General features: G+C 43.5%; 19 protein-coding genes and 1 riboswitch. Of the genes, 10 read left to right on the top strand and 9 right to left on the bottom strand.

Annotated features, from left to right (window positions below; all coding sequences use genetic code 11):
* Positions 1–123: 123 nt before the first annotated feature.
* The 3 genes from QUA54_RS15185 to QUA54_RS15175 are packed head-to-tail and all read left to right on the top strand — an operon-like array spanning position 124 to position 5,562.
* On the top strand, positions 124–2,445 hold the full coding sequence (locus tag QUA54_RS15185; RefSeq protein ID WP_333415278.1) for an ATP-binding protein: 2,322 nt from the start codon (positions 124–126) through the stop codon (positions 2,443–2,445).
* Positions 2,435–4,132 (top strand): response regulator, encoded by a 1,698-nt coding sequence (locus tag QUA54_RS15180; protein WP_333415277.1) that lies wholly within the window; start codon positions 2,435–2,437, stop codon positions 4,130–4,132. Before QUA54_RS15185 ends, QUA54_RS15180 begins: the two co-directional genes overlap by 11 nt.
* 59 nt (positions 4,133–4,191) lie before the next feature.
* Entirely contained in the window at positions 4,192–5,562 is a 1,371-nt protein-coding gene (locus QUA54_RS15175; protein ID WP_333415276.1) for a diguanylate cyclase domain-containing protein, read from the top strand.
* Positions 5,563–5,868: 306 nt separating this feature from the next.
* On the opposite strand, the gene QUA54_RS15170 is transcribed toward QUA54_RS15175, so the two are convergent.
* The 6 genes from QUA54_RS15170 to QUA54_RS15145 all read right to left on the bottom strand — a co-directional run bounded on the left by QUA54_RS15170 (position 5,869) and on the right by QUA54_RS15145 (position 11,591).
* Positions 5,869–7,533 (bottom strand): mucoidy inhibitor MuiA family protein, encoded by a 1,665-nt coding sequence (locus QUA54_RS15170; RefSeq protein WP_333415275.1) that lies wholly within the window; start codon positions 7,531–7,533, stop codon positions 5,869–5,871.
* A 63-nt stretch (positions 7,534–7,596) separates the two neighbouring features.
* On the bottom strand, positions 7,597–8,001 hold the full coding sequence (locus QUA54_RS15165; protein WP_333415327.1) for a Uma2 family endonuclease: 405 nt from the start codon (positions 7,999–8,001) through the stop codon (positions 7,597–7,599).
* Positions 8,001–8,195, bottom strand: a complete 195-nt coding sequence (locus QUA54_RS15160) for a hypothetical protein (protein WP_333415274.1) — start codon at positions 8,193–8,195, stop codon at positions 8,001–8,003. Before QUA54_RS15160 ends, QUA54_RS15165 begins: the two co-directional genes overlap by 1 nt.
* A 113-nt stretch (positions 8,196–8,308) precedes the next feature.
* Positions 8,309–9,199 carry a methylenetetrahydrofolate reductase gene (locus tag QUA54_RS15155; RefSeq protein WP_333415273.1) on the bottom strand — a complete coding sequence of 297 codons (891 nt, stop codon included), beginning with the start codon at positions 9,197–9,199 and terminating at the stop codon, positions 8,309–8,311.
* A 138-nt stretch (positions 9,200–9,337) separates the two neighbouring features.
* The gene (trpS, locus tag QUA54_RS15150) at positions 9,338–10,348 is read right to left on the bottom strand and encodes a tryptophan--tRNA ligase (protein WP_333415272.1); all 1,011 of its coding nucleotides are present in this window, start codon (positions 10,346–10,348) and stop codon (positions 9,338–9,340) included.
* 127 nt (positions 10,349–10,475) lie between these two features.
* A complete protein-coding gene (locus QUA54_RS15145) occupies positions 10,476–11,591 on the bottom strand; it encodes an HlyD family efflux transporter periplasmic adaptor subunit (protein ID WP_333415271.1) in 1,116 nt (371 codons plus the stop codon).
* A 339-nt stretch (positions 11,592–11,930) separates the two neighbouring features.
* On the opposite strand from QUA54_RS15145, the gene QUA54_RS15140 reads away from it, so the two are divergent.
* On the top strand, positions 11,931–12,158 hold the full coding sequence (locus QUA54_RS15140; RefSeq protein WP_333200457.1) for a secretion protein HlyD: 228 nt from the start codon (positions 11,931–11,933) through the stop codon (positions 12,156–12,158).
* Positions 12,159–12,647: 489 nt separating this feature from the next.
* Positions 12,648–14,858, top strand: a complete 2,211-nt coding sequence (locus tag QUA54_RS15135) for a peptidase domain-containing ABC transporter (RefSeq protein ID WP_333415270.1) — start codon at positions 12,648–12,650, stop codon at positions 14,856–14,858.
* A gap of 100 nt (positions 14,859–14,958) precedes the next feature.
* On the opposite strand, the gene cimA is transcribed toward QUA54_RS15135, so the two are convergent.
* Positions 14,959–16,572, bottom strand: coding sequence for a citramalate synthase (gene cimA / locus QUA54_RS15130; protein ID WP_333415269.1), 1,614 nt, complete (start codon positions 16,570–16,572; stop codon positions 14,959–14,961).
* A 117-nt stretch (positions 16,573–16,689) separates the two neighbouring features.
* Here cimA and QUA54_RS15125 point away from each other — a divergent pair, with 117 nt between their 5' ends.
* From QUA54_RS15125 to QUA54_RS15110, 4 genes are all read left to right on the top strand, one after another.
* Positions 16,690–17,028 carry a 2Fe-2S iron-sulfur cluster-binding protein gene (locus tag QUA54_RS15125; protein WP_172192212.1) on the top strand — a complete coding sequence of 113 codons (339 nt, stop codon included), beginning with the start codon at positions 16,690–16,692 and terminating at the stop codon, positions 17,026–17,028.
* Between the two features lie 151 nt (positions 17,029–17,179).
* The gene (gene thiO / locus QUA54_RS15120; RefSeq protein WP_333415268.1) at positions 17,180–18,289 is read left to right on the top strand and encodes a glycine oxidase ThiO; all 1,110 of its coding nucleotides are present in this window, start codon (positions 17,180–17,182) and stop codon (positions 18,287–18,289) included.
* A gap of 113 nt (positions 18,290–18,402) precedes the next feature.
* The gene (locus QUA54_RS15115) at positions 18,403–18,609 is read left to right on the top strand and encodes a hypothetical protein (protein ID WP_333189676.1); all 207 of its coding nucleotides are present in this window, start codon (positions 18,403–18,405) and stop codon (positions 18,607–18,609) included.
* Between the two features lie 2 nt (positions 18,610–18,611).
* On the top strand, positions 18,612–18,878 hold the full coding sequence (locus QUA54_RS15110; RefSeq protein ID WP_333415267.1) for a type II toxin-antitoxin system YafQ family toxin: 267 nt from the start codon (positions 18,612–18,614) through the stop codon (positions 18,876–18,878).
* A gap of 102 nt (positions 18,879–18,980) precedes the next feature.
* Here the strand turns inward: QUA54_RS15110 and QUA54_RS15105 are convergent, their stop codons facing one another.
* A complete protein-coding gene (locus QUA54_RS15105) occupies positions 18,981–19,448 on the bottom strand; it encodes a hypothetical protein (RefSeq protein WP_333415266.1) in 468 nt (155 codons plus the stop codon).
* A gap of 87 nt (positions 19,449–19,535) precedes the next feature.
* Positions 19,536–19,727: a hypothetical protein gene (locus QUA54_RS15100; protein WP_172192218.1), complete on the bottom strand. Its 192-nt coding sequence runs from the start codon at positions 19,725–19,727 to the stop codon at positions 19,536–19,538.
* 150 nt (positions 19,728–19,877) lie between these two features.
* Positions 19,878–20,022: riboswitch (cobalamin riboswitch) on the top strand.
* 580 nt (positions 20,023–20,602) lie between these two features.
* Between QUA54_RS15100 and QUA54_RS15095 the strand changes: the two genes are divergently transcribed.
* Entirely contained in the window at positions 20,603–20,788 is a 186-nt protein-coding gene (locus QUA54_RS15095) for a hypothetical protein (protein ID WP_333415265.1), read from the top strand.
* The last annotated feature ends 27 nt before the right edge of the window (positions 20,789–20,815 follow it).

The raw sequence follows: 20,815 nt of genomic DNA, 5'->3' as shown, positions 1-20,815 counted from the left end.
AAACAGTTTTTTAACCTCTTAAATGGTTTCGGATTAGAAATAAAAAATCCCCACTGGTGGCTTCAAGTTCTGATTATTTCCATTGTTTATCCTTTGATTTGTTGGTTTCTCCCGAATCATAAAATGTCCAGTATTACGATTATCCCACCATATATTTCACCCGTTTGGCCCGGAACAGGATGGATGTTCGCCACTTTATTGGAGTGGGGTTATTCTCGTTGGTTAGGTATCTTTATGGGTCAATTTATTGCGACCTTAATCATTACCTGGTCGATATCCCAAACTTTATGGAATATTGTTTTCAATAGTATTAGTGTAACGATTTGGAATTTATTGGCAGTATTTGTGATTCGACGGTCAACTCGCACAAAATTTCCTTTTAATGAAGTCAATCATGTAGTAATTTTTATCGCCGTTAGTTTTTTGGGAGTTAGTTTACCCAACGCTTTGATCGGGGCTTGTGCATTCACTTATCAGAAAATTGTCCCCATGTCTGACTTTCTAAAAACTTTCACGGGTTGGTGGATTGGTGATAGTATAGGTATCTTACTTTTTACCCCTTTCTTGTTAATTTGTTTAAAAAAACAAAAATTTTATGCCCCGCAGTCTTGGCTTAGTGGAGAATTTATGATTATTGCTATTCTTTTGGGAATAGTCATTAAATTTGCCTTATTTGAGAGTCAACCTGTAGAATATTTACTTTTACCCCCTCTCTTATGGTCGGTTTTTCGTTTTAGTCAGAAAGTTACTACTATTCTAGTCACCGCCATTTGTAGTATGGCTTTTATCACTACGGCTTATAAAATTGGTGTTTTTTATAAGGCGGCATTGGCTACTAATTCCCTTTTGTTACTACTTTTATTTGTGGGGGTACTTTCCCTTACGACGATGGTGACATCTGCGATTGTTTCGGAAAATCGTCAAGCGGCTTTGAAATTACAACAAGCTAATGCGGAATTAGAAGAAAGAGTGATTCAGCGTACTATGGCTTTGCAGGAAAGTGAGAATATTTCCCGAGAGTTGGCAGTGAAAGCAGAAACCGCTAATCAAGCCAAAAGTACATTTATTGCCAATATGAGCCACGAATTGCGATCGCCCCTCAATGCTATTCTCGGCTTTTCGCAATTGATGGTACGCGCCACAAATATGCCCCCTGAACAATACGAGAATGCCGGAATTATCTATCGCAGCGGTGATTATTTGTTAACGCTAATTAATAATGTACTCGATTTATCAAAAATCGAAGCAGGTAAAACCACCCTTAATCTTACAGACTTTGACCTACATATCTTGCTGAATGATTTAGAAGATATGTTGCATCTGCGGGCTAATAATGCCGGATTGAATTTGGTATTCCAGCGAACAGAAAATGTGCCGCGCTATATCTGTACAGATCAAGTAAAACTGCGTCAGGTTTTAATTAATTTACTCAGCAATGCCATCAAATTTACTTCCCAGGGTCAAATCACTTTGAATGTCTTTCTGGGAGAACAAGAAACTACAGATGTTTTTAATTTGCATTTCCGTATTCGCGATACTGGGGTGGGTATTGCAGCAGCAGAACTGCCAAAACTATTTGATGCCTTTAGTCAAGCTCAAGCTGGAAAAGATCTGCAGGAAGGAACGGGTTTAGGTTTAGCAATTAGCCGGAAATTTGTGCAATTGATGGGTGGGGATATTTCTGTAGAAAGCGAATTAGGAAAAGGTACAAGTTTCCAATTGTATATTCAGACCAAGTTGGGTCAAAAAACAAACAGCGAGAGTACAGGAGAATATCCAAGAGTTCTGGGACTGGTGCCCGGTCAACTTAGCTACAAAATTCTCACAGTCGATGATAAATCTATTAATCGACAATTACTAATTAAGTTGTTGAGTCCCTTGGGATTTGAGGTGAAAGAAGCTAGTAACGGACAAGAGGCGATCGTCATTTGGGATGAATGGGAACCGCACCTAATCTGGATGGATATGAGGATGCCAGTTATGGATGGCTACGAAGCGACAAAATACATCAAATCTACCACCAAAGGTAATGCTACGGCTGTAATCGCGTTAACGGCGAGTGTGTTGGAAGAAGAAAAGGCGATCGTGCTTTCGGCTGGATGTGATGACTTTGTTCGCAAACCCTTCGTTGAACACACCATTTTTGACGCACTGGCCAAGCATTTGGGAGTCAAATATATCTATGCAGAAACAAGATCTCCTGTCTTGGATGATACAGAAACACGTCCCTTGACATCGGAAGATTTAACCTGTATGACTCAAGAATGGATTACTCAATTATACGAAGCTGCACTTGAGGCAAACACTAACCTCGTGTTACAAGTCGTAGGAGAAATTCCCAAAACAGAAACTCGTTTGATAAAATCATTGACCAAACTTGCACGTGAATTTAAGTTTGAGCAGATTTTTGATTTAGTAGAACCCCGGAGTGGCAATGAATCTTAATTCTAAAATCGAAAATAAAGGTAATATTTTAATTGTAGACGATCTTCTAGAAAATCTACAATTACTAAGCGAGGCGCTCCTCAAACTCGGCTACACTGTTCGCAGCGTTACCAGTGGGCGGATGGCACTGAAAACGGTGAAGGTAAAGCGACCAGATGTGATTCTTTTAGATGTTAAGATGCCGGAAATGGATGGTTATCAAGTCTGTAGAACTCTCAAAGCAGATGCAGATTTTAGCCACATTCCAGTAATTTTCATTAGTGCTTTAGATGATGTCTTCGACAAAGTAACCGCCTTTGATTCAGGGGCTATAGACTACATCACCAAACCATTTCAAATCGAAGAAGTAGTGGCGCGTCTGGAAAATCAGTTAACCATTCAACGCCAGCAACAGCTTCTGGAACAAGAAAACATTAAGCGCCGGGAAGCAGAAGAGGTACTTTATCAATCGAGGGCTTTACTGGCTAGTGTTTTGAATAGTTCCCTTGATGGTATTGCGGCAATGCAGGCTGTTCGTAACACCGAAACAGGGGAGATTGAGGATTTTCGGTGTTTACTCGTCAACCCCGAGATTTCTAGAGCTTTTAACAGTAGGCGTGAAGATATGATTGGCAAATTGGTACTAAAAAATTTTTTGACTAAGATTGAGCCAAAACTATTTAATTGCTTCGTTAATATTGTCGAGACGGGGGAATCTTTAGAACAGGATTTTTACTATGAATCAGGAAAATCTTGCTGGTTTCACTTCGTAGCAGTCAAGCTAGGAGATGGTTTCTCCATTACTATCCGTGATATCACCGCCCGCAAACAAGCCGAATTTGAATTACAACAACAAGCTAAAAATTTAGAACTTACTCTGCGCGAACTAAAGCGCACCCAAGCCCAACTCATCCAGAGTGAGAAAATGTCTTCTATTGGGAATCTGGTTGCAGGGGTAGCCCATGAAATTAACAATCCGGTGAATTTTATTCACGCCAATCTGATTCCTGCTACTGAATATTTCAAAGATTTATTGTATTTGGTAAAACTATATCAACAACACTTTCCCGATCCCCCGATACAAATTAAAGTAGAAATTGAGGCTATTAACCTAGATTTTATGCAAGAAGACTTGCTCAAACTTCTGAATTCTATGCAGCTAGGAACCGATCGCATTCAGCGAATAGTTTTGTCCTTGCGGAATTTCTCCCATCACGATGAGGCTGAATACAAACGAGTGGATATTCATCAAGGTATCGACAGTACGCTGATGCTCCTCCAAAATCGCCTGAAAGGCACAGCAGAACATCCAGAAATTATCGTGATTAAAGATTATGCTCAGTTGCCCAGAATTCAGTGTTATTCTGGTCAACTAAATCAGGTATTTATGAATCTTCTGGATAATGCTATTGATTCTATTTACACCCAATGTATCGGCGCTCAAGGACAAATAAAAATTAAAACTATGTTTGTGAACAAAAATCAAATATTAATTAAAATATCCGATAATGGTATAGGAGTTTCTGAGGAATTACACTCACAATTATTCGATCCGTTTTTTACTACTAAACCCGTGGGAAAAGGTACGGGACTAGGACTGTTTATCTGTCACAAAATTGTGGTAGAGCAACATGGTGGCAATTTATATTGTAACTCGAATTTCGGAAAAGGAGCCGAATTTGTCGTTGAAATTCCCATTGCCAAATAATTGTGAATTGAGGATGCTGAATAAGCACTTACAACTAACCAATTAAAATTGAGAAAGATATGAATAATGATTGTCAAGTTGAAAATAAAGGTAATATTTTAATTGTAGACGATCTTCTAGAAAATTTACAATTACTAAGCGAGGCGCTCCTCAAACTCGGCTACACTGTTCGCAGCGTTACCAGTGGGCGGATGGCACTGAAAACGGTGAAGGTAAAGCGACCAGATGTGATTCTTTTAGATGTTAAGATGCCGGAAATGGATGGTTATCAAGTCTGTAGAACTCTCAAAGCTGATGCAGATTTTAGCCACATTCCAGTAATTTTCATTAGTGCTTTAGATGATCTCTTCGACAAAGTAACCGCCTTTGAGTCTGGGGCTATAGACTACATCACTAAACCATTTCAAATCGAAGAAGTAGTGGCGCGTCTGGAAAATCAGTTAACCATTCAACGCCAGCAACAGCTTCTGGAACAAGAAAACATTAAGCGCCGGGAAGCAGAAGAGGTACTTTATCAATCGAGGGCTTTACTGGCTAGTGTTTTGAATAGTTCCCTTGATGGTATTGCGGCAATGCAGGCTGTTCATAACACCGAAACAGGGGAGATTGAGGATTTTCGGTGTTTAGTCGTCAACCCCGTGATTGCTAGAGCTTTTAAAAGCAGTCGTGAAGAGATGATTGGCAAATTGGTACTAAAAAAGTTGTTGACTAATATTGAGCCAAAACTATTTAATTGCTTCGTTAATATTGTCGAGACGGGGGAATCTTTAGAACAGGATTTTTACTATGAATCAGAAAAATCTTGCTGGTTGCACTTCGCAGCAGTCAAGCTAGGAGATGGTTTTTCCGTTACTATCCGTGATATTACCGCCCGCAAAAAAATAGAATTGGCTCTCCAAGATGCCAATCAAAAATTAAACGAACTGGCAAATCTAGATGGTTTGACTCAGGTGGCTAACCGTCGCTGTTTCAACAATCGCCTTCAAAGTGAATGGCAACGCCTAGCGCCAGAAAAGCAGCCACTTTCTCTAATTTTATTTGATGTTGATAAATTCAAATCCTATAACGACTACTACGGTCATCTGGCTGGGGATAATTGCTTAATTAGAATAGGGCAAACATTACAAAAAGTAGTCCGTCGTCCCACCGATTTAGCAGCGCGTTACGGTGGAGAAGAATTTGTGGTACTTCTGGCGAATACGGATTTAAAAGGAGGGATTAAGGTGGCACAAAACATTCAGCGAGGAATTCACGATCTGGCGATTCCCCATGCAGAGTCTGACGTGAAGGAGATCGTCACAGTCAGTTTGGGTATTGCCTCACTCATACCCACCTTGGAAGTTCAACCAGATACACTGGTAGCCGATGCAGACAAAGCTTTGTACCATGCTAAACAACAGGGGCGCGATCGCTGGAGTACAAATTGTTGAAAAATCGGGGCTTTTTTTTGAGGAAGGGGGAATTATACCGTTAGACAAGACTTTTCGCCAGTTGTAATTCATCCTGGTTTTTTGTTGATAGTCAGATCGTCAAATTTTTGATAAGTAATACCAATTGGAAATAGTCTTGCTACAATTACCAATTTTATACAAATTATCTTTGATTTGCACAACGCCCCGCCGGACACGGCAGTGCCGTTTCCCTACAGATGCTCGTCTCTAATTGATATGTAGCAATATTTTTCATAATTAGTATAAGCTGTAGCTGGCGTTACAGATTAAGAGTGTAAATCCTAATTAAATATCTAAACCGATGACTGTTAAGTCGGGAGGATGTTCGACAACAAACTGGTAATATAACTCTTGCTTTGCTTGCGGTGGCAGAGACATTATCCATTCCAGCAGTCCCATTTCACCTGCTACTATCTTCGGATTAGTGAGAGTCGATCGCACTTTAATTTGTTCATTGCGGCTTACTGGCAATTGCTCTTTTAGTGTCAGGTGTACCTGCACCTGATGCAAGTTTGTCACATTTAAGCGATAAGCGTAACTCATGCGCCGCTGCTGACCGATCAGTTTTTTATCTACTTGTCTTTCCACTAATTCCCTCTCTATTTTTAACCGTTCATCTATTCCTAAATTAACTTTATATTCTTGCCCGGGGGAAACATTTTCTAACTGCACAGTACCGACAAAAGTGTTGTCGCGAAAGATATTTGCTTTACCGGGAAGCAGAGTTGCGCCTGTCAGCGGATTCACAACAACTGCTTGCAAATAGGCAAAACTGACTAATCGCGGGACGGCTATATATTCAGGTTTAAACGGATAATTTTCGCTGAAAATCGTCACTTTGTGCGGTGTACCGTCGCTGGGAATATTAGTATTTCCCCCTACTTGAAATGAGACGGTGCCGCCTTCTTTAGATACTTGTGCGATCGCGGTTTGAGCCGCTATGGATTCGGGTGCGGCAGCAGCACCGTCCCCAGCCATCATTGCAAATTGTGCCTCGCTTTCCATCTCTAATTCCATATAGTCTCTTTCCATTTCTGCTTCCGCAGTCGGTCGGGTGCGTTTCATCAAAATTTGTCGGGTTTGAGCATATTTTGGGTGAACAATATCGATAAACCAGGGTTGTAGTTTTGGTGGCAAAGTTCCCATTCCGGGTTTTGCTGTAGATAAAGTCACCGCTACTCCGGTCCAATCTTCGCCTGTATTTTGATTGACTTCGGCTAGGTAATTGAGATTAATTTGGTTGTTAGTAGTGTTGACTCGCAAGTCGTAAAGAGGAGTCCAACGGGCTCGCATTACTACATAGGAAACTTCTAGTTCAAAATTGCCGCTGCCGCTGGCTTCTATGGCGACAATGATGTTAAAACTTTGCTGGGAATGGGGAGTGTGTACTTGCCACAACTGCTGCTGCAAAGCTTCTATTTGCTTGTCTAATTCGTGCTGTTGTCTTTCGTGATGAGCGATCGCACTTACGTATTTTAGGTAATGGGTTCCTAAAAAGTTGAGCAATTCGCCTGTTTCGTTTAAACCTACCTGCTGTTTGGCGACGCTGCTGGAAAAGAAACCGACGCTTTTTTCGCTCAAACCTTCAACAAATTTGAGCTGAATTTTTCTGGCGGTTATTTTGTCGTTAATTGCCCGTTTTTGAGTTTCTAACTCTTGGATTTGTTGGGTTAATTCGGCAGTGCGATCGCCCACTGGTTCGCTGCTAAACACTGTTTCGCTTCGCACTCCCAAAAGTCGCACAGCAACTGTACCCGCACCCGTAGCCCTGACTGACTCTGTGTCGAGGGTTGCGGGGAGAGAGGCGATCGCCAATTCTCGCTCGTTTCCCGTCAAAGCCACCGTGCCGCGGCGCGTCACCAAAGCGCGATCGGTATAAACAGTAACTTCTGATATGCTACTATCTAGTGTTTTGATGGTATCAGAATTAAGGATTTCTGAGTCAGTCATTGCCAGTTGCTCCTATTTAATAACTGTTTAGTCGATCGAGCATTGTTCAAAGTAGTTTATCGATCAATTTTCCCGATCGCCCATTCCTCTAGAAAACTCCTCAAGCGCATCCAAAGGCGAAGCAAACAAAATGCAGCGTTTGAGCAAAGACAAGTCTAACTCCGGCAGTATTTCACTGCTAGTAATGCGATCGTAACCTTCATCTCGCAGATAGTAAAGCTCTAGAGTGCCATCTTCCCAAAACCAGACTTCCGGGACTCCCATCAGTCGGTATTTCTGAAGCTTAATCGGACTACCGCTAGTGATAACAATCTCAATACATAAATCTGGAACATCTTTAATAGTTCCGGAACAATAAGACAAATCTGTCTGATACTCGACTCTATCTTCGACAATCCGACTATAAGTACCGCTGGGGAAAAATACAATTCTTCTTTGCAAAAAATACTGTCCCATTAGCAAGCCCATCAAACACATAATTGCTTCATGCAACCTTCCAGTACCACAATTTCTAAAACTCCATCGCAATAAAATAAGCGTACATTCGGCACGTCTTCAAAACCAGCTTGAATGGTCTTGAATCGATGCCATGTAAAACCGCGCCAAGTGAAACGTTGTTCGACTGCGGGAGAAGTGGTTGGATTGTCTACAGTTTGAAGCATGATTGTTTTATTGATGTTCAAAAGGGTAGCGCGGGAGTGGGCGGGTTTACGAGTTTACGAAATCCTTAGTTTTAGGAATTGATAATTGGTAAAACCCGCCCCTACGGTTAATTTTAGCTCACTGGCTCGATTCCTGCCAAATCCAAAATTTGAGGAATTAAATCTTCTCGTTTGACGGCCATCATGTGAACTCCTTGACAAATCTGCCGCGCTAGCTTGACTTGTTCGGCAGCAATTTTTATGCCTTCCTGCAATGGTTCTGGAGCTTTAGCCAAACGGTCGATCGTTTCTTGCGGAATATGAACTCCCGGCACGTATTTTTTAATAAATTCAGCATTTTTAGCTGATTTAAATAGAAAGATTCCTGCTAAAATGGGTTTGTTGCATCCAGCAGCAATATTGTGCATAAACTTATCTAAAAGTTCAAAGTCTGTAATTAATTGACTTTGAAAAAACTGTGCTCCTGCTTCTAATTTTTTCTCAAATCGACTTTGCAAACCAGACAAACTGGGGCATTGCGGATCGACGGCAGCACCGACAAATAAATCGGTAACTCCGTCTGTTAAAGGTTTGTCATTCCAGTCTTGGCCGCCGTTCATTTTTTGAATAACTTGCAACAGCCGAACTGATTCCAAATCGAATACACTTTTTGCTTTAGGATGGTCGCCCGCTTTTACGGGATCGCCTGTAAGTGCTAATACATTGCGAATGCCTAAAGCGTGGGCTCCCATGAGATCCGCTTGCAAGCCAATTAGATTGCGATCGCGACAAGCAACTTGACAAATTGGCTCAATTCCGTGCTGCACTAAAATCGCCGAAACTGCTAGGGGACACATTCGCAACACTGCGCGACTCCCGTCTGTGATATTAATTGCATGAACTCTGTTTTTGAGGCGTTCAGCCATTTGAATTGTGTGAGTTATGTCGCCGCCTTTTGGCGGGGCAACTTCGGCAGTAATTATAAATTCTCCGGGGGTGGTGCAGGCTGTGCGCAAACGGTTCATGATTATTTGTCTGTTATTGGTTATTTGTTATTTGAGAGTTGGCAGTTGTTAGTTGACAGTTGAAAGTTGGCAGTTGTTAGTGGGCAGTTGGCAGTTGTCATTCTTAACCAGTAACAAATAACAACTCACAACTAACAACTAAACAGGTAAAGAATAACCGAAAGCTGTCTTAACCTTAGTTAGTGTTTGATTAGCAATAGCTTCTGCTTGTTCTCTTCCGCGACGCAGTACAGACTCTAAATATCCCGGATCGTCCATTATTTCCTTGTATTTATCCTGAATTGGTTTGAGAGCACTAATTGTAGTCTCTGTCAGCAAGGGTTTAAAATCTCCCCAACCCATGTTTTCACACTCTGTTGCTACTTCTTCCTTAGATTTGCCCGAAAGCAGGAGATAAAGTGTCAGCAAATTTCTAGCTTCGGGGCGATCGGGGTCGTCAAAAGTCAAACCCCGCACGGCATCTGTTTTGCAGCGCTTGATTTTTTTGGCGATCGTATCTGGCGAATCCAATAAATTAATTCGACTTTGTTCGGAAGGGTCAGATTTCGACATTTTGCGCGTGCCGTCAGTCAAACTCATCACCCTCGCACCGTCAGTCCGGATTAACGGTTCGGGAAGCTTCAATACTGGCTTTTCGGGTGTGCCAAATTGGTGATTTAATCTGATGACAATATCGCGGGTGAGTTCCAAATGCTGTTTTTGGTCTTCTCCCACTGGCACTTTGTCGGCATCGTAAAGCAAAATGTCTGCTGCCATTAACACGGGATAATTAAGCAAACCGGCGTTGACATTTTCGCCTTGTTTAACTGCTTTTTCTTTAAACTGAATCATATCTTCGAGCCAGTTAATCGGCGTAATACAGTTGAGCAGCCATGCTAGTTCTGTGTGCGCCGAGACGTGGGATTGCACGAAAATAGTAGAATATTCTAAGTCGATGCCGCAAGCTAAATAGAGTGCGGCGATCGTGTAAGTGTCGGAGGCTAGAGTTGCTGGATTGTGCGGGGCGGTAATTGCGTGCAAATCGACTACGCAGAAATAATTTTCGTACTGACTTTGACCTTCTACCCAGTTGCGAATGGCACCGAGATAATTGCCGAGGTGAAGATTGCCGGTTGGCTGAACTCCCGAAAGAACGCGCTGTTTGCCCATGAGGAAAGAATAGAATTGAACTCACATTTCTATATTGACACGTTATTTCAATTTCAGAGCCTCTAATTTTCTGGCGGTTGACTGTTGACTGTTGACTGCTGACTGCTGACAACTGACAACTGACTAATTACCAATCTGTCAGCAACCTTGCTTTGCGCAAAACAAATGTCAGAACAGTTTCTTCGCCGGTAATAATATCGGCTCTGCCCTCCATTCCCGATTGAATCGAATACTGGCGGGGGACGTTGGCTTGGGGGGTTCCGAAGAATTGGCCGCTGGTAGATTTGAGTTTTGTTAAATAAGTTTGTTCTGGCTTAATTGCTACTTCGTAATAAGCTGTACCTAAATTATTAGTGGGATTTTGAGTGGCGATCGCATCTGGGGCGATTTCGCTGACAGTTCCTTTTAATGTACCGTAATCGGGGAAAGGCAAAGCCGAAATCCTGATCTGTACGGGTTGGCCGATTTGGATGCGGGCGATGTCTTGGGATGTCACCTTGGCTTTGACTACCAGGGGTACGTCGCTGGGGACGATTTGGGCGATCGCGCTGCCGGCTTGTACGGTTTGACCCGTATTTCGTACTTCCAATCTGAGAATTGTACCATCCGTAGGCGTGCGGATCACGCTATTTTCGAGTTTTAACTCAATTTGATTGAGTTCTTTTTTAGCTTGAATTAATTGTTGTTGAATGGACGATCGCTTGACGAGCAAAACCCGCCGACTTCTGCCCAGTCTTTCGGCGACATCCGGCAGCGAGGTGGCGAATTTTACTAAAGCTGATTCGATTAATTCCTGTTGGGCGGAACTTTCACTTTGGATGGTTTTAAATTGGGCGCTGGCCAAAATTTGATTTTCTAAGTCGCGCAGTTGCTGGTTGATTTGCTGTGCTGCTGTTTGAGACTGATTAATTATTTCTTGTAACTGCTTTTTTTGAGCGTCCAAACGCGAAGCGTCTACAACTGCGATCGCATCTCCTTGTTTTACTGTCTGATTCTCGCTGACAGCAATGCTTTCGACGCTTCCTTCGGTGGCTGCTTGCACGACGCGCACTTCTCCGGCTGGACGGACGATCGCGTCTGCTTTGACTGTAGCGCTGTATTTGGTGACGCTAGCGAGGGCGATCGCCCCGCCAAAGGTCGCCACCATCAAAATGCCCCCCAAAGTCGTCCAGCGGCTGACAGGGGGCAAAAACTGGTCGTTATCAAAGGTTTCAGCGGGTGTGGCTTCGGGAGTGAGAGACATGGCGGCAAGGGGGAGAGGGGAATACTTTGGAGTTTTGAGTTTTGAGTTAGGGGAGAGGCAGAGATCGATCGCTTATTTCTTTTGTCACCTTTACGATCGGCTTTCCGGAAACCAAGAATAGGTTTAGAAGTCTAAATCAAAATTCACAGGGTCAATGTAAAAATCCGCACAGCTTTGCCGTCTCTACCCACAAACTTCGCCAAACATCAATAGGAGTGAAGCCAGCGGGCAAGACTTATGAAATTATGGCTTTTCAGCAATAAGTTTTGGCGCTGTTACCGGGTTTTTCATATATCCGTAGGTAGTAAGTAAGTACATAGGTACTAATAGGAGTTCTTTATGTCAGAAAATCAACAACATTCACTCTTGACCGAACTCACCGATCGAGAATCTGCTACTGTCAGCGGTGGCAGCATTACCAGCGGTGTCAGCGGCGCTAACAGCAGCAGCCAAACCGATAACAGCCGCAGCAATAGCCTCAATATGCTGTTTTTCCTGCCGCCGCCTAGCCAGCTTTATCTGTACGATCCTCGCCGCGATCGCCCTTTCAAAACCCTTGTGGTTTAGATAGCTGAGTCAGGTTGTGCGATCGGCTAAACTTTGAAAGTTTATCCGTAATATTCCGGAGAACGACCGGCATTTGAGAAATATAGATTAGTAGTTAAACGATACTAGAAAAATTCAATAGTTTCTAGTTTGTATTCACTCAATTTCATCAACCAAACGGAGTCTATCATGCAAAAAACTACAGACACCTCACTGTTTACTGAAGTCACCCCTGAAGAATCTGCCAGCGTCAACGGTGGCTACTATTATTCGACGAGATACAACGACAACTGTTACCGTGGTGCGACACGTCACATTGTGTACCGCCGGAATTGTGATGGTACTTTCAGAGCAGTAGCTCGCTACTGGTAAAGTTCAGTTGTGTAAAATTCGATCGATCTATTGATGTGAATTAATAAAGCACCCATAAACTTATGGGTGCTTTGTTCTGATTGGGTACTCGGTGAGGGGTAATGTTCATTAGGCTCTACTCATTATTCATTTTGCCAAATGTTAAAGAACATTCCTTTTATCCGAGAAATGCCTTTCTCCGGACGAGTAAATAGGTTGATGAAATATCAGGTTGTGATCCAGCAGAGCGAAGAAGATTGTGGCGCGGCTTGTCTGGCTTCGATCGCCAAATTTTACGGACAGAATTTTACAATTAGCCGTTTGCGAGAATTTGTCGGCACTGGGCAACAAGGGACGACTTTACTGGGCTTGAAACAAGGTGCTGAGGCGATCGGCTTTAATGCGCGATCTGTGCGAGCGGCCGCTGCAATTTTAGACAAGCTCGATGATGCCCCTCTACCGATGATTATTCACTGGAACGGCTATCACTGGGTTGTTTTGTACGGCAAACAGGGCAACAAATATGCGATCGGCGATCCGGCTGTCGGTATGCGCTATGTTTCTAAAGCAGAATTAGCAGCAGCTTGGACAGATTGGCTGTGCTTGCTAGTAGAACCCGATCCGCAACGGTTTTTTGCCGCAGCAGACGGTCAACCCCCCGCCAATTCCTTACAAAAATGGATGCGCCGGATTGGGATTTACCGCCAGATTTTAATGGAAGCATTTTTGCTGAATGCAGTGTTGGGTTTGCTGTCGATTTCTTCGCCTTTTCTAGTTCAACTGCTCACCGACGACATCCTGGTGCGGGGCGACAGACAACTCCTGGGGAGTGTGGCGATCGCAGTTATAGTTATGAACCTGTTTAGCAGCAGTTTAGGATTGGTACAGTCCAACTTGATCGCTCAGTTCTCCCAGCGTTTAGAGTTGGGATTAGTGATGGAATTCGCGCGCAAATTCCTGCGATTGCCTTTGAGTTTTTACGAAACCAGACGCAGCGGCGAAATCGTCAGTAGATTACAAGATATCCAAGAAATAAATAAATTAGTTTCTCAAGTCGCTATCAGCTTGCCCAGTCAATTTTTTATAGCTATAGTTTCTTTTATTTTTATGCTGTTTTACAGCAAGGAATTGACGCTGGCAGCTACAGTGATTGCTGTGTTAATGACTGCCTCTACAGTGGTGTTTCTGCCAGTTTTGCAGCACAAAACGCGCAGTTTATTTGTGCTGGAAGCAGAAACTCAAGGCGTTTTAGTAGAAACTTTTAAAGGCGCGCTGACTGTCAAAACTACTAGCAGTACCCAGGAACTTTGGGAAGAATTTCAAAGTCGCTTCGGCCGCTTAGCAAATCTCACTTTCCGCACTACGCAAATCGGCATTCTCAACAATATATTTTCCGGTTTTATTGCCTCGGCGGGCAGCATTACTCTACTGTGGTTGGGCAGCGGTTTGGTGATTGACAAGGTATTGAGTATCGGTCAGTTGCTAGCGTTTATTAGCATGAATCAAAACGTTACTACTTGGGTGACTTCCTTAGTCGGATTTTCGGATGAAATCACTCGCGTCCAGACAGCAACTCAACGGCTTTCTGAAGTCATCGACGCTGAACCGGAAACTAAAAACGATAGTAATAAACCTTTTGTAACCATTCAGGATCGCGACGGTATTGTTTGCAAGGGTGTTAGTTTTCACTACCCCGGCAGACTTGACTTGCTAGAAAATTTTTCCGTCACGTTTCCCGGCGGTCAAGCAATTGCTTTGATCGGCTATTCCGGCTGCGGAAAAAGTACGCTAGCTAAAGTAATTGCTGGTCTGTATCCGCTGCAATCGGGTAATATTAGAATTGGCGGTTACAACTTGCAGGATTTGTCTCTCGACAGTCTGAGACAGCAGGTAGTATTGGTTCCTCAAGAAGCGCATTTTTGGAGCCGTTCGATTCTCGAAAATTTTCGTTTGGGAAGTCCAGATATCAGCTTTGAAGAGATTGTGAAAGCGTGTAAAATTGCGGGTGCGGATGAATTTATCAGCCAATTGCCTGATAAATATCAAACAGTTTTAGGGGAGTTTGGAGCGAATATTTCTGGCGGACAAAGACAGAGATTGGCGATCGCCCGCGCCATTCTCAACAACCCACCCGTATTGATTTTAGACGAATCTACCGCAGGGCTTGACCCCGCAAGCGAAGCGGAAGTCTTAGAAAATTTGTTGATGTACCGGCACGGGAAAACGACGATTTTTATCAGCCACAGACCGCGAGTGATCGATCGCGCCGATTGGATTATCATGTTAGAGCGCGGCAGGTTAAAACTGCAAGGATCGGCTGCAAAATTGCGATCGATTCCCGGAGATCATTTAGAGTTTTTGGAACCTTGAAAACTTGTAGGGTTCGTCAGCAGATAATCTCTCAATTTATAGATTAAATAATCCTAACTCCCTAGGGACACGGCATTGCCGTGTCCCTACAAAGGCTTGGTTAATGTACCCTGCAAACTAGGGCGATCGCCTCTTGATTTTCTAGCACCAAACCGTACTCCAAACCTTCAACAACTGCCTGACAAGAAGCATCCAAAATATTACCAGAAACCCCAACCGTCGTCCAGCGGTCTTGACCGTTACTAAACTCAGCCAAGACGCGAGTTTTAGCAGAAGTTCCCGCAGCGCCGTCGAGAATCCGCACCTTGTAATCTGTCAAGTAAAAATGCGCGATCGCCGGATAAAAATTCACCAAAGCTTTCCGCAAAGCCGCATCCAAAGCTGAAACCGGGCCGTTTCCTTCCGCAGCTTCCAAAATATTTGTACCGTTTACTGACAATTTCACTGTTGCCAAAGCCATACAGTCTTCGCCAACCTTATCGCAGTGGACTTGAAATCCCTTAATTTCAAACCACGGCGGCCGTTGTTCCAAGGCTTCCCGCATTAACAATTCAAAAGACGCCTCAGCACCCTCAAATTGATATCCCTGGCTTTCCAAATCTTTCAATTTTTCCAAAATTTGGCGGCAAGCAGGATTTTTGCGATCGAGTTCAATGCCAAAAGTCCGAGCCTTCGCCAAAACATTGCTCAAACCAGCTTGATCGGAAATCACAATGCGGCGACAGTTGCCGATTTTTTCTGGTTCCAAGTGTTCGTAAGTCAGCGGATTTTTCTCAACAGCAGATACGTGAATTCCGCCCTTGTGAGCAAAAGCGGAAAGGCCGACAAAAGGAGCACGGTCATCGGGAGCAAGATTGACAATTTCGCTGACAGATCGGCTTACTTGAGTTAATCTAACTAATTGCTCGTCTTGAATGCAATCATAACCCAACTTGAGCTGAAAATTAGGAATCAACGAACATAAATTAGCATTGCCGCAGCGTTCGCCGTAACCGTTAATAGTTCCCTGTACCATCGTCACTCCTTCCCGCACAGCAGCCAAAGCATTAGCAACCGCAACTCCTGAGTCGTTGTGAGTGTGAACTCCTAACTGTAAAGATTTTTCGCGATTGCTTCCTAAAGCTTCTAGAACCTCGCGAACAACCTGACTGACTTCGTGAGGCAAAGTACCGCCGTTAGTATCGCAAAGCACCAGCCATTCTGCACCGGCATCCGCCGCCACTTCTAAAGTTTTAATAGCATAATCTCGATTGTGCTTGTAGCCGTCAAACCAGTGTTCGGCATCGTAAATAACGCGCCTTCCCTGACTCCGCAAATATTCAATTGTATCTCGAATCATCGCCAGATTTTCTTCTAGCGTCGTCTTCAAACTTTCAATAACGTGCAAATCCCACGACTTGCCAAACAGCGTCACCCAACGAGTACCGGCGGACAAAATAGCCTGCAACATTTCATCATTAGCTGCCGTAGTTCCCGGCCGCCTTGTCGAACAAAAAGCGACAACTTCGGCTTGAGTTAGCGGCTGTTCTTTGAGCCGCCAAAAAAATTGTACGTCTTTAGGATTCGCCCCCGGCCAGCCGCCTTCAATAAAGGGAATTCCTAAACTGTCTAACTGCCGAGCAATTCGCAGTTTATCTTCGAGAGATAAGCAGAGTCCCTCGCACTGAGCACCGTCTCGCAGCGTGGTATCGTAGATCCAGAGCCGATTTGTCATGGGAAATTGCGATCGAGAAATTGGTAATATATCACTTACTATATTAGATGGATTTATTTGAAATTAATGCGATAATATATATGAAAATTAACATAAATCTAACAGGGGTAAATTACTGTGGTCAAGGTACAAGCGCAAGGAAAAACATTTGAGTGCGATCGCGGAGCCAATCTCCGTGAAGTTTTGCTCAAAAACGACATCGATCTCTACAACGGCAACGCCAAAGTCATCAACTGCCACGGCCTCGGCACTTGCGGCACCTGCGCTGTCACCGTCGAAGGCGAAGTTTCCGAGTCCCAGTGGCGCGAAAAAGCCCGACTTTCGGTTCCTCCCCATTCTTCCGCCTCCAACCGCCGCTTGTCCTGCCAAACCAAGGTTTTAGGCGATATTAAAGTGACAAAATATGACGGTTTCTGGGGCCAGGGTTCTGAAACTGTCTGGAAACCCCAAGCATAGATTTTTTGTTAACGAAGGCTGATAGGACGATCGCCTTCCAAGATAATATGTAAGACTTGCGCAAGAATTCTAACTGTAAGGTGCACACTGGGCACCTTACCATAAAGAAAGCCGAGAGGTCAAAAAAGCCAGAAAGTCCATAGAAAAGTTAATGAATTCATCTAAAGATATTCTGATTATTGGCGGCGGAATAATCGGTCTTTCGCTAGCAGTTGAACTGAAATTGCGAGGGGCATCTGTCGCTGTACTCACCGCCGATTCTAAACAACCGACTGCCCGGGCTGCCGCCGGAATGCTTGCCCCACAAGCCGAACGAATTCCTCCAAGTCCGATGCTGGATTTGTGCTTGCAAAGCCGCGCCCTGTATGCCGCCTGGGTGGAACGGCTAGAAGATATTACCGGATTGAAAACGGGATATTGGCGATCGGGAATTCTCGCGCCCGTGTGTCAAAATGAGCTTCAAGAAAAGCCGCTTTTGTCAAACCTTAATTATCAATGGTTGGACAGAGACTCTGTTCACCAGCACCAGTTTGGATTGGGTCAAGAAGTAATGGGCGGTTGGTGGTATCCTGACGACACTCAAGTTGACAACCGCGCTTTATTTCGGACGCTTCAAGTTGCAAGTAAAGAATTAAAAATTGATATTATTCAAGGCAGTGCCGAGGAATTTATTCGGCAGGGAAACCGAGTTATTGGAGTGGAAACAACGGCAGGAAAATTACAAGCTGACCGTTATATTTTGGCGGCAGGTGCTTGGTCTGAGAAATTATTGAATATTCCTGTTTATCCAATAAAGGGGCAAATGCTGTCAGTATGCGTACCAGAAAATAGTGGAGTGATGCAGCCGCTGCAAACAGTTTTATTCGGGACTGGAATTTATATTGTGCCGCGTCAAGATGGCAGAATTATTATTGGCGCAACTAGCGAAAATGTGGATTTTACGCCTGGAAATACGCCTGCGGGAATGCAAAGTTTGCTAGCAGGAGCTATTAAGTTATATCCAGAATTACAAAATTATCCGATTCTGGAGTTTTGGTGGGGATTTCGGCCGGCTACTCCTGATGAGTTGCCGATTTTGGGTGCTAGTGCTTGGGAGAATTTGACGCTGGCTGCGGGGCATTACCGCAATGGCATTTTGTTGGCTCCGGTGACGGCTAAATTGTTGGCTGATTTAATTTGCGATCGGAAATCAGATCCGTTATTGGCTGCTTTTCATTATTCGAGGTTTCCTGAATCTTGGAAGTTTGAAAATGGTAAATAGTGAGATTTTTTGCTTTTTTAAAGACGAGGCAGAGCCGGGGAACGAGAAACGAAAGTCAACCAAAAGGATATTTTTTGCTATAATCTAATCAACACAATAGGGTTTTGTAAGTTATGACTTTCAGTGATGTGGTCGAGACGATCAAGAATCTTTCTACTGACGAAAAGCAAGAGCTTCAACTGTTGTTGAAGCAATATCTCCGGGAAGAACGTCGCGAAGAAATGTATCAAAACTTTAAGTCAGCGCAGATTGAACAACAAAAAGGTGAACTGAAATTTTTCGCTAACATCAATGAACTCAGACTAATGATAGAGGAATAATCGTGGAAGTCAGTTTCAGCTCTTCATTCAAGCGTGCTTTCAAAAAGCGGATCAAAGGCGATGCTGATTTGGAGGCTAGGTTTTGGCAAAAGCTGGAACAGTTCATCAGAGAGCCGTTTGAACCAAGCTTAAAAACTCATAAATTGTCCGGTAGGCTCAAGGAGTTTTGGAGCTTGAGCGTAGATTACGAAGAAAGGGTACTTTTCTACTTTACAGAAGACGGAAAAGCCGTGTTTGTAGATTTGGGAAGTCATGATGAAGTATATTAATCGACAGAACAGTTGCTACAGTAATCTGTATCTGTAGCGTGCGCAGTGCGCACCTTACCGCTGTAAGTAGCGCGTCCCACCATTTTTTTGCCTTCGTCCTGATTAGTTCTCTTCCTGTTTTTTGGGTTGGTTCAATTCTCTACATTTAGCGGCAGCCAAATCGTAAGCATTTTGGTAATCGCTACCGCCTAACATCAAATCACCGTAATATTCATAAGGTTGATTGCCATAAACTGGCAGCGGGTCGTCTTCAGGATAATCTTCTTTTGATTCTTCTAGGATTGCTTTGAGTTTCTTGACGCTGAAGCGCTGTACAGGGAAGTAATGAATGTCTTGAGCGATTAAACCGAGATGGGGAAAGGTTGGGTCAACAATTCGTTCGTCGAGTTCAATCCAGCTATACTCGATGGGTTTATACGGTGCTCCGGGCACAGCTAAAAATCCTTGGACGTAGATTGCGCCCTCGGTAGCTAATGCTGCTTTACAAGCGTTGTCAAAGCAGTTTTTACGGTTGCTTTTGATGCGCGCCGCTATTTCAATAGAAAGCGTCTCATCTAATAGTTCGGTCATAATCCCTTTTAGTCGCGTGTGCGATTAGATTGTAGCAAGTTAGAGCTCCGAGCACAAAAAACGATCGCCAGCAAGTGCGATTATTTCTCAAATTCCCGTCTTCAGGAGTAGATACAGAATCAAGCAAAAAGTTGTGGATGTTTTGTCAGCTTTGGTTTCCAGGGCGGGCTGTTTGTCGATCGCCCCTATAGCCCGCAAATCACAAGTTTTCGGGAGTAGCCCAACTTTTGAACCTGCGATCGAGTTGGGGGTAGATCCCGCAACGGTAAAGTGTGCCACAGACGATACAAGCAACAATACTGGCTTACATAACCGAACGCCGATCGTGCAACCAACCAATCATATTAATGCCTTCCGGTGCAGCGATTTGTTCGGCTGCTGGCACGCTTCACAGTTTTTTCTGCAAACAAACCAGAGTTGTGATAACCTCATAAATGTGCAAAAATCGGTTCCAACGAAAAAAAACCGTTGGAAGAAACGGCGAAAGTCCGGCGTAGATCCGGCGCTGTCCCGCAAATGTGATGAGATTATACAGTCTCTTAGTCAGAATGCCCGCCGATATCCCAAACCTGTTCTTTTTCGTCTAAGAGGCATAGATGATCGTTAATTCAGCATTCTCAAAATTAATGTATTATGGCGAGCGGTCTATTCACTTAGAAAGATATTGATTAGATTTCACTTATTCCTGATAGCTTTTTAGTCAAGTAATAGTTTATTCATGACTATGAATACTAGGCTATCGTCCCCCAATTGCTAAGCTAATCAGCATTTAAGTTGCACATCAACAAATAATTAAACCATGAGTATGCCATTGCCCCGACGCCGCCCCAAATATGCAATTTAAATGTGCAATATCTGAATTATTTCACTGTAGTTTGGCGCTACTTTTTGCAAATAATACCCTGTAATGATCTCAACTCAGTCTCAGTATATTTTCGCTGTCAATACGGTTCCGCATCACTTGCAATTCCTAACTGAATTATCGCTAACAGATTATCTGTAACGACCGTCAAGAGAGGCATCCGCTATCTCAATTTTGCTTGAAATCATTGCGACCTACAATACCACCCAATAAATTATTATTCTGCTAATAGGTCACGGTTAAATAGAAATCGATTTACTGCAACAATTAGCAATTACTCTTGCCGTTTGTTATGAGCAAGTACGTCAACGTTGGGATGAATTTCAGCTTTGCGACACAACTCAAAGGAGGAGCGAATGAACTAAATATTATCAGCAGGTTGGTCAAGCATGGGCTGAAATTCAACTGCTGCAATTCACCCAATAACCTGCAACAAAACAATGCCCAAAATAGCCATCATATCCTGATGCTAAGCTAAGCACTTATCCACACACCATAGACATAC

The sequence above is a fragment of the Microcoleus sp. MOSTC5 genome (assembly GCF_036701825.1).
Taxonomy (GTDB): domain Bacteria; phylum Cyanobacteriota; class Cyanobacteriia; order Cyanobacteriales; family Microcoleaceae; genus Microcoleus; species Microcoleus asticus.
The sequence above is the reverse complement of the archived record's forward strand: the minus strand, read 5'-3'. Positions and strand labels throughout refer to the sequence as shown.

Excerpts from the sequence above, each read along its gene's own strand:
- QUA54_RS15170 (WP_333415275.1), bottom strand. The coding sequence starts at position 7,533 with ATGACTGACTCAGAAATCCTTAATTCTGATACCATCAAAACACTAGAT.
- cimA (WP_333415269.1), bottom strand. The coding sequence starts at position 16,572 with ATGACAAATCGGCTCTGGATCTACGATACCACGCTGCGAGACGGTGCT.
- QUA54_RS15105 (WP_333415266.1), bottom strand. The coding sequence starts at position 19,448 with ATGACCGAACTATTAGATGAGACGCTTTCTATTGAAATAGCGGCGCGC.
- QUA54_RS15185 (WP_333415278.1), top strand. The coding sequence starts at position 124 with ATGTCCAGTATTACGATTATCCCACCATATATTTCACCCGTTTGGCCC.
- QUA54_RS15160 (WP_333415274.1), bottom strand. The coding sequence starts at position 8,195 with ATGCTTCAAACTGTAGACAATCCAACCACTTCTCCCGCAGTCGAACAA.
- QUA54_RS15115 (WP_333189676.1), top strand. The coding sequence starts at position 18,403 with ATGACTTTCAGTGATGTGGTCGAGACGATCAAGAATCTTTCTACTGAC.
- QUA54_RS15180 (WP_333415277.1), top strand. The coding sequence starts at position 2,435 with ATGAATCTTAATTCTAAAATCGAAAATAAAGGTAATATTTTAATTGTA.
- QUA54_RS15175 (WP_333415276.1), top strand. The coding sequence starts at position 4,192 with ATGAATAATGATTGTCAAGTTGAAAATAAAGGTAATATTTTAATTGTA.
- QUA54_RS15165 (WP_333415327.1), bottom strand. The coding sequence starts at position 8,001 with ATGGGCTTGCTAATGGGACAGTATTTTTTGCAAAGAAGAATTGTATTT.
- QUA54_RS15145 (WP_333415271.1), bottom strand. The coding sequence starts at position 11,591 with ATGTCTCTCACTCCCGAAGCCACACCCGCTGAAACCTTTGATAACGAC.
- QUA54_RS15135 (WP_333415270.1), top strand. The coding sequence starts at position 12,648 with ATGTTAAAGAACATTCCTTTTATCCGAGAAATGCCTTTCTCCGGACGA.
- QUA54_RS15095 (WP_333415265.1), top strand. The coding sequence starts at position 20,603 with ATGAGCAAGTACGTCAACGTTGGGATGAATTTCAGCTTTGCGACACAA.
- QUA54_RS15140 (WP_333200457.1), top strand. The coding sequence starts at position 11,931 with ATGTCAGAAAATCAACAACATTCACTCTTGACCGAACTCACCGATCGA.
- trpS (WP_333415272.1), bottom strand. The coding sequence starts at position 10,348 with ATGGGCAAACAGCGCGTTCTTTCGGGAGTTCAGCCAACCGGCAATCTT.
- thiO (WP_333415268.1), top strand. The coding sequence starts at position 17,180 with ATGAATTCATCTAAAGATATTCTGATTATTGGCGGCGGAATAATCGGT.
- QUA54_RS15155 (WP_333415273.1), bottom strand. The coding sequence starts at position 9,199 with ATGAACCGTTTGCGCACAGCCTGCACCACCCCCGGAGAATTTATAATT.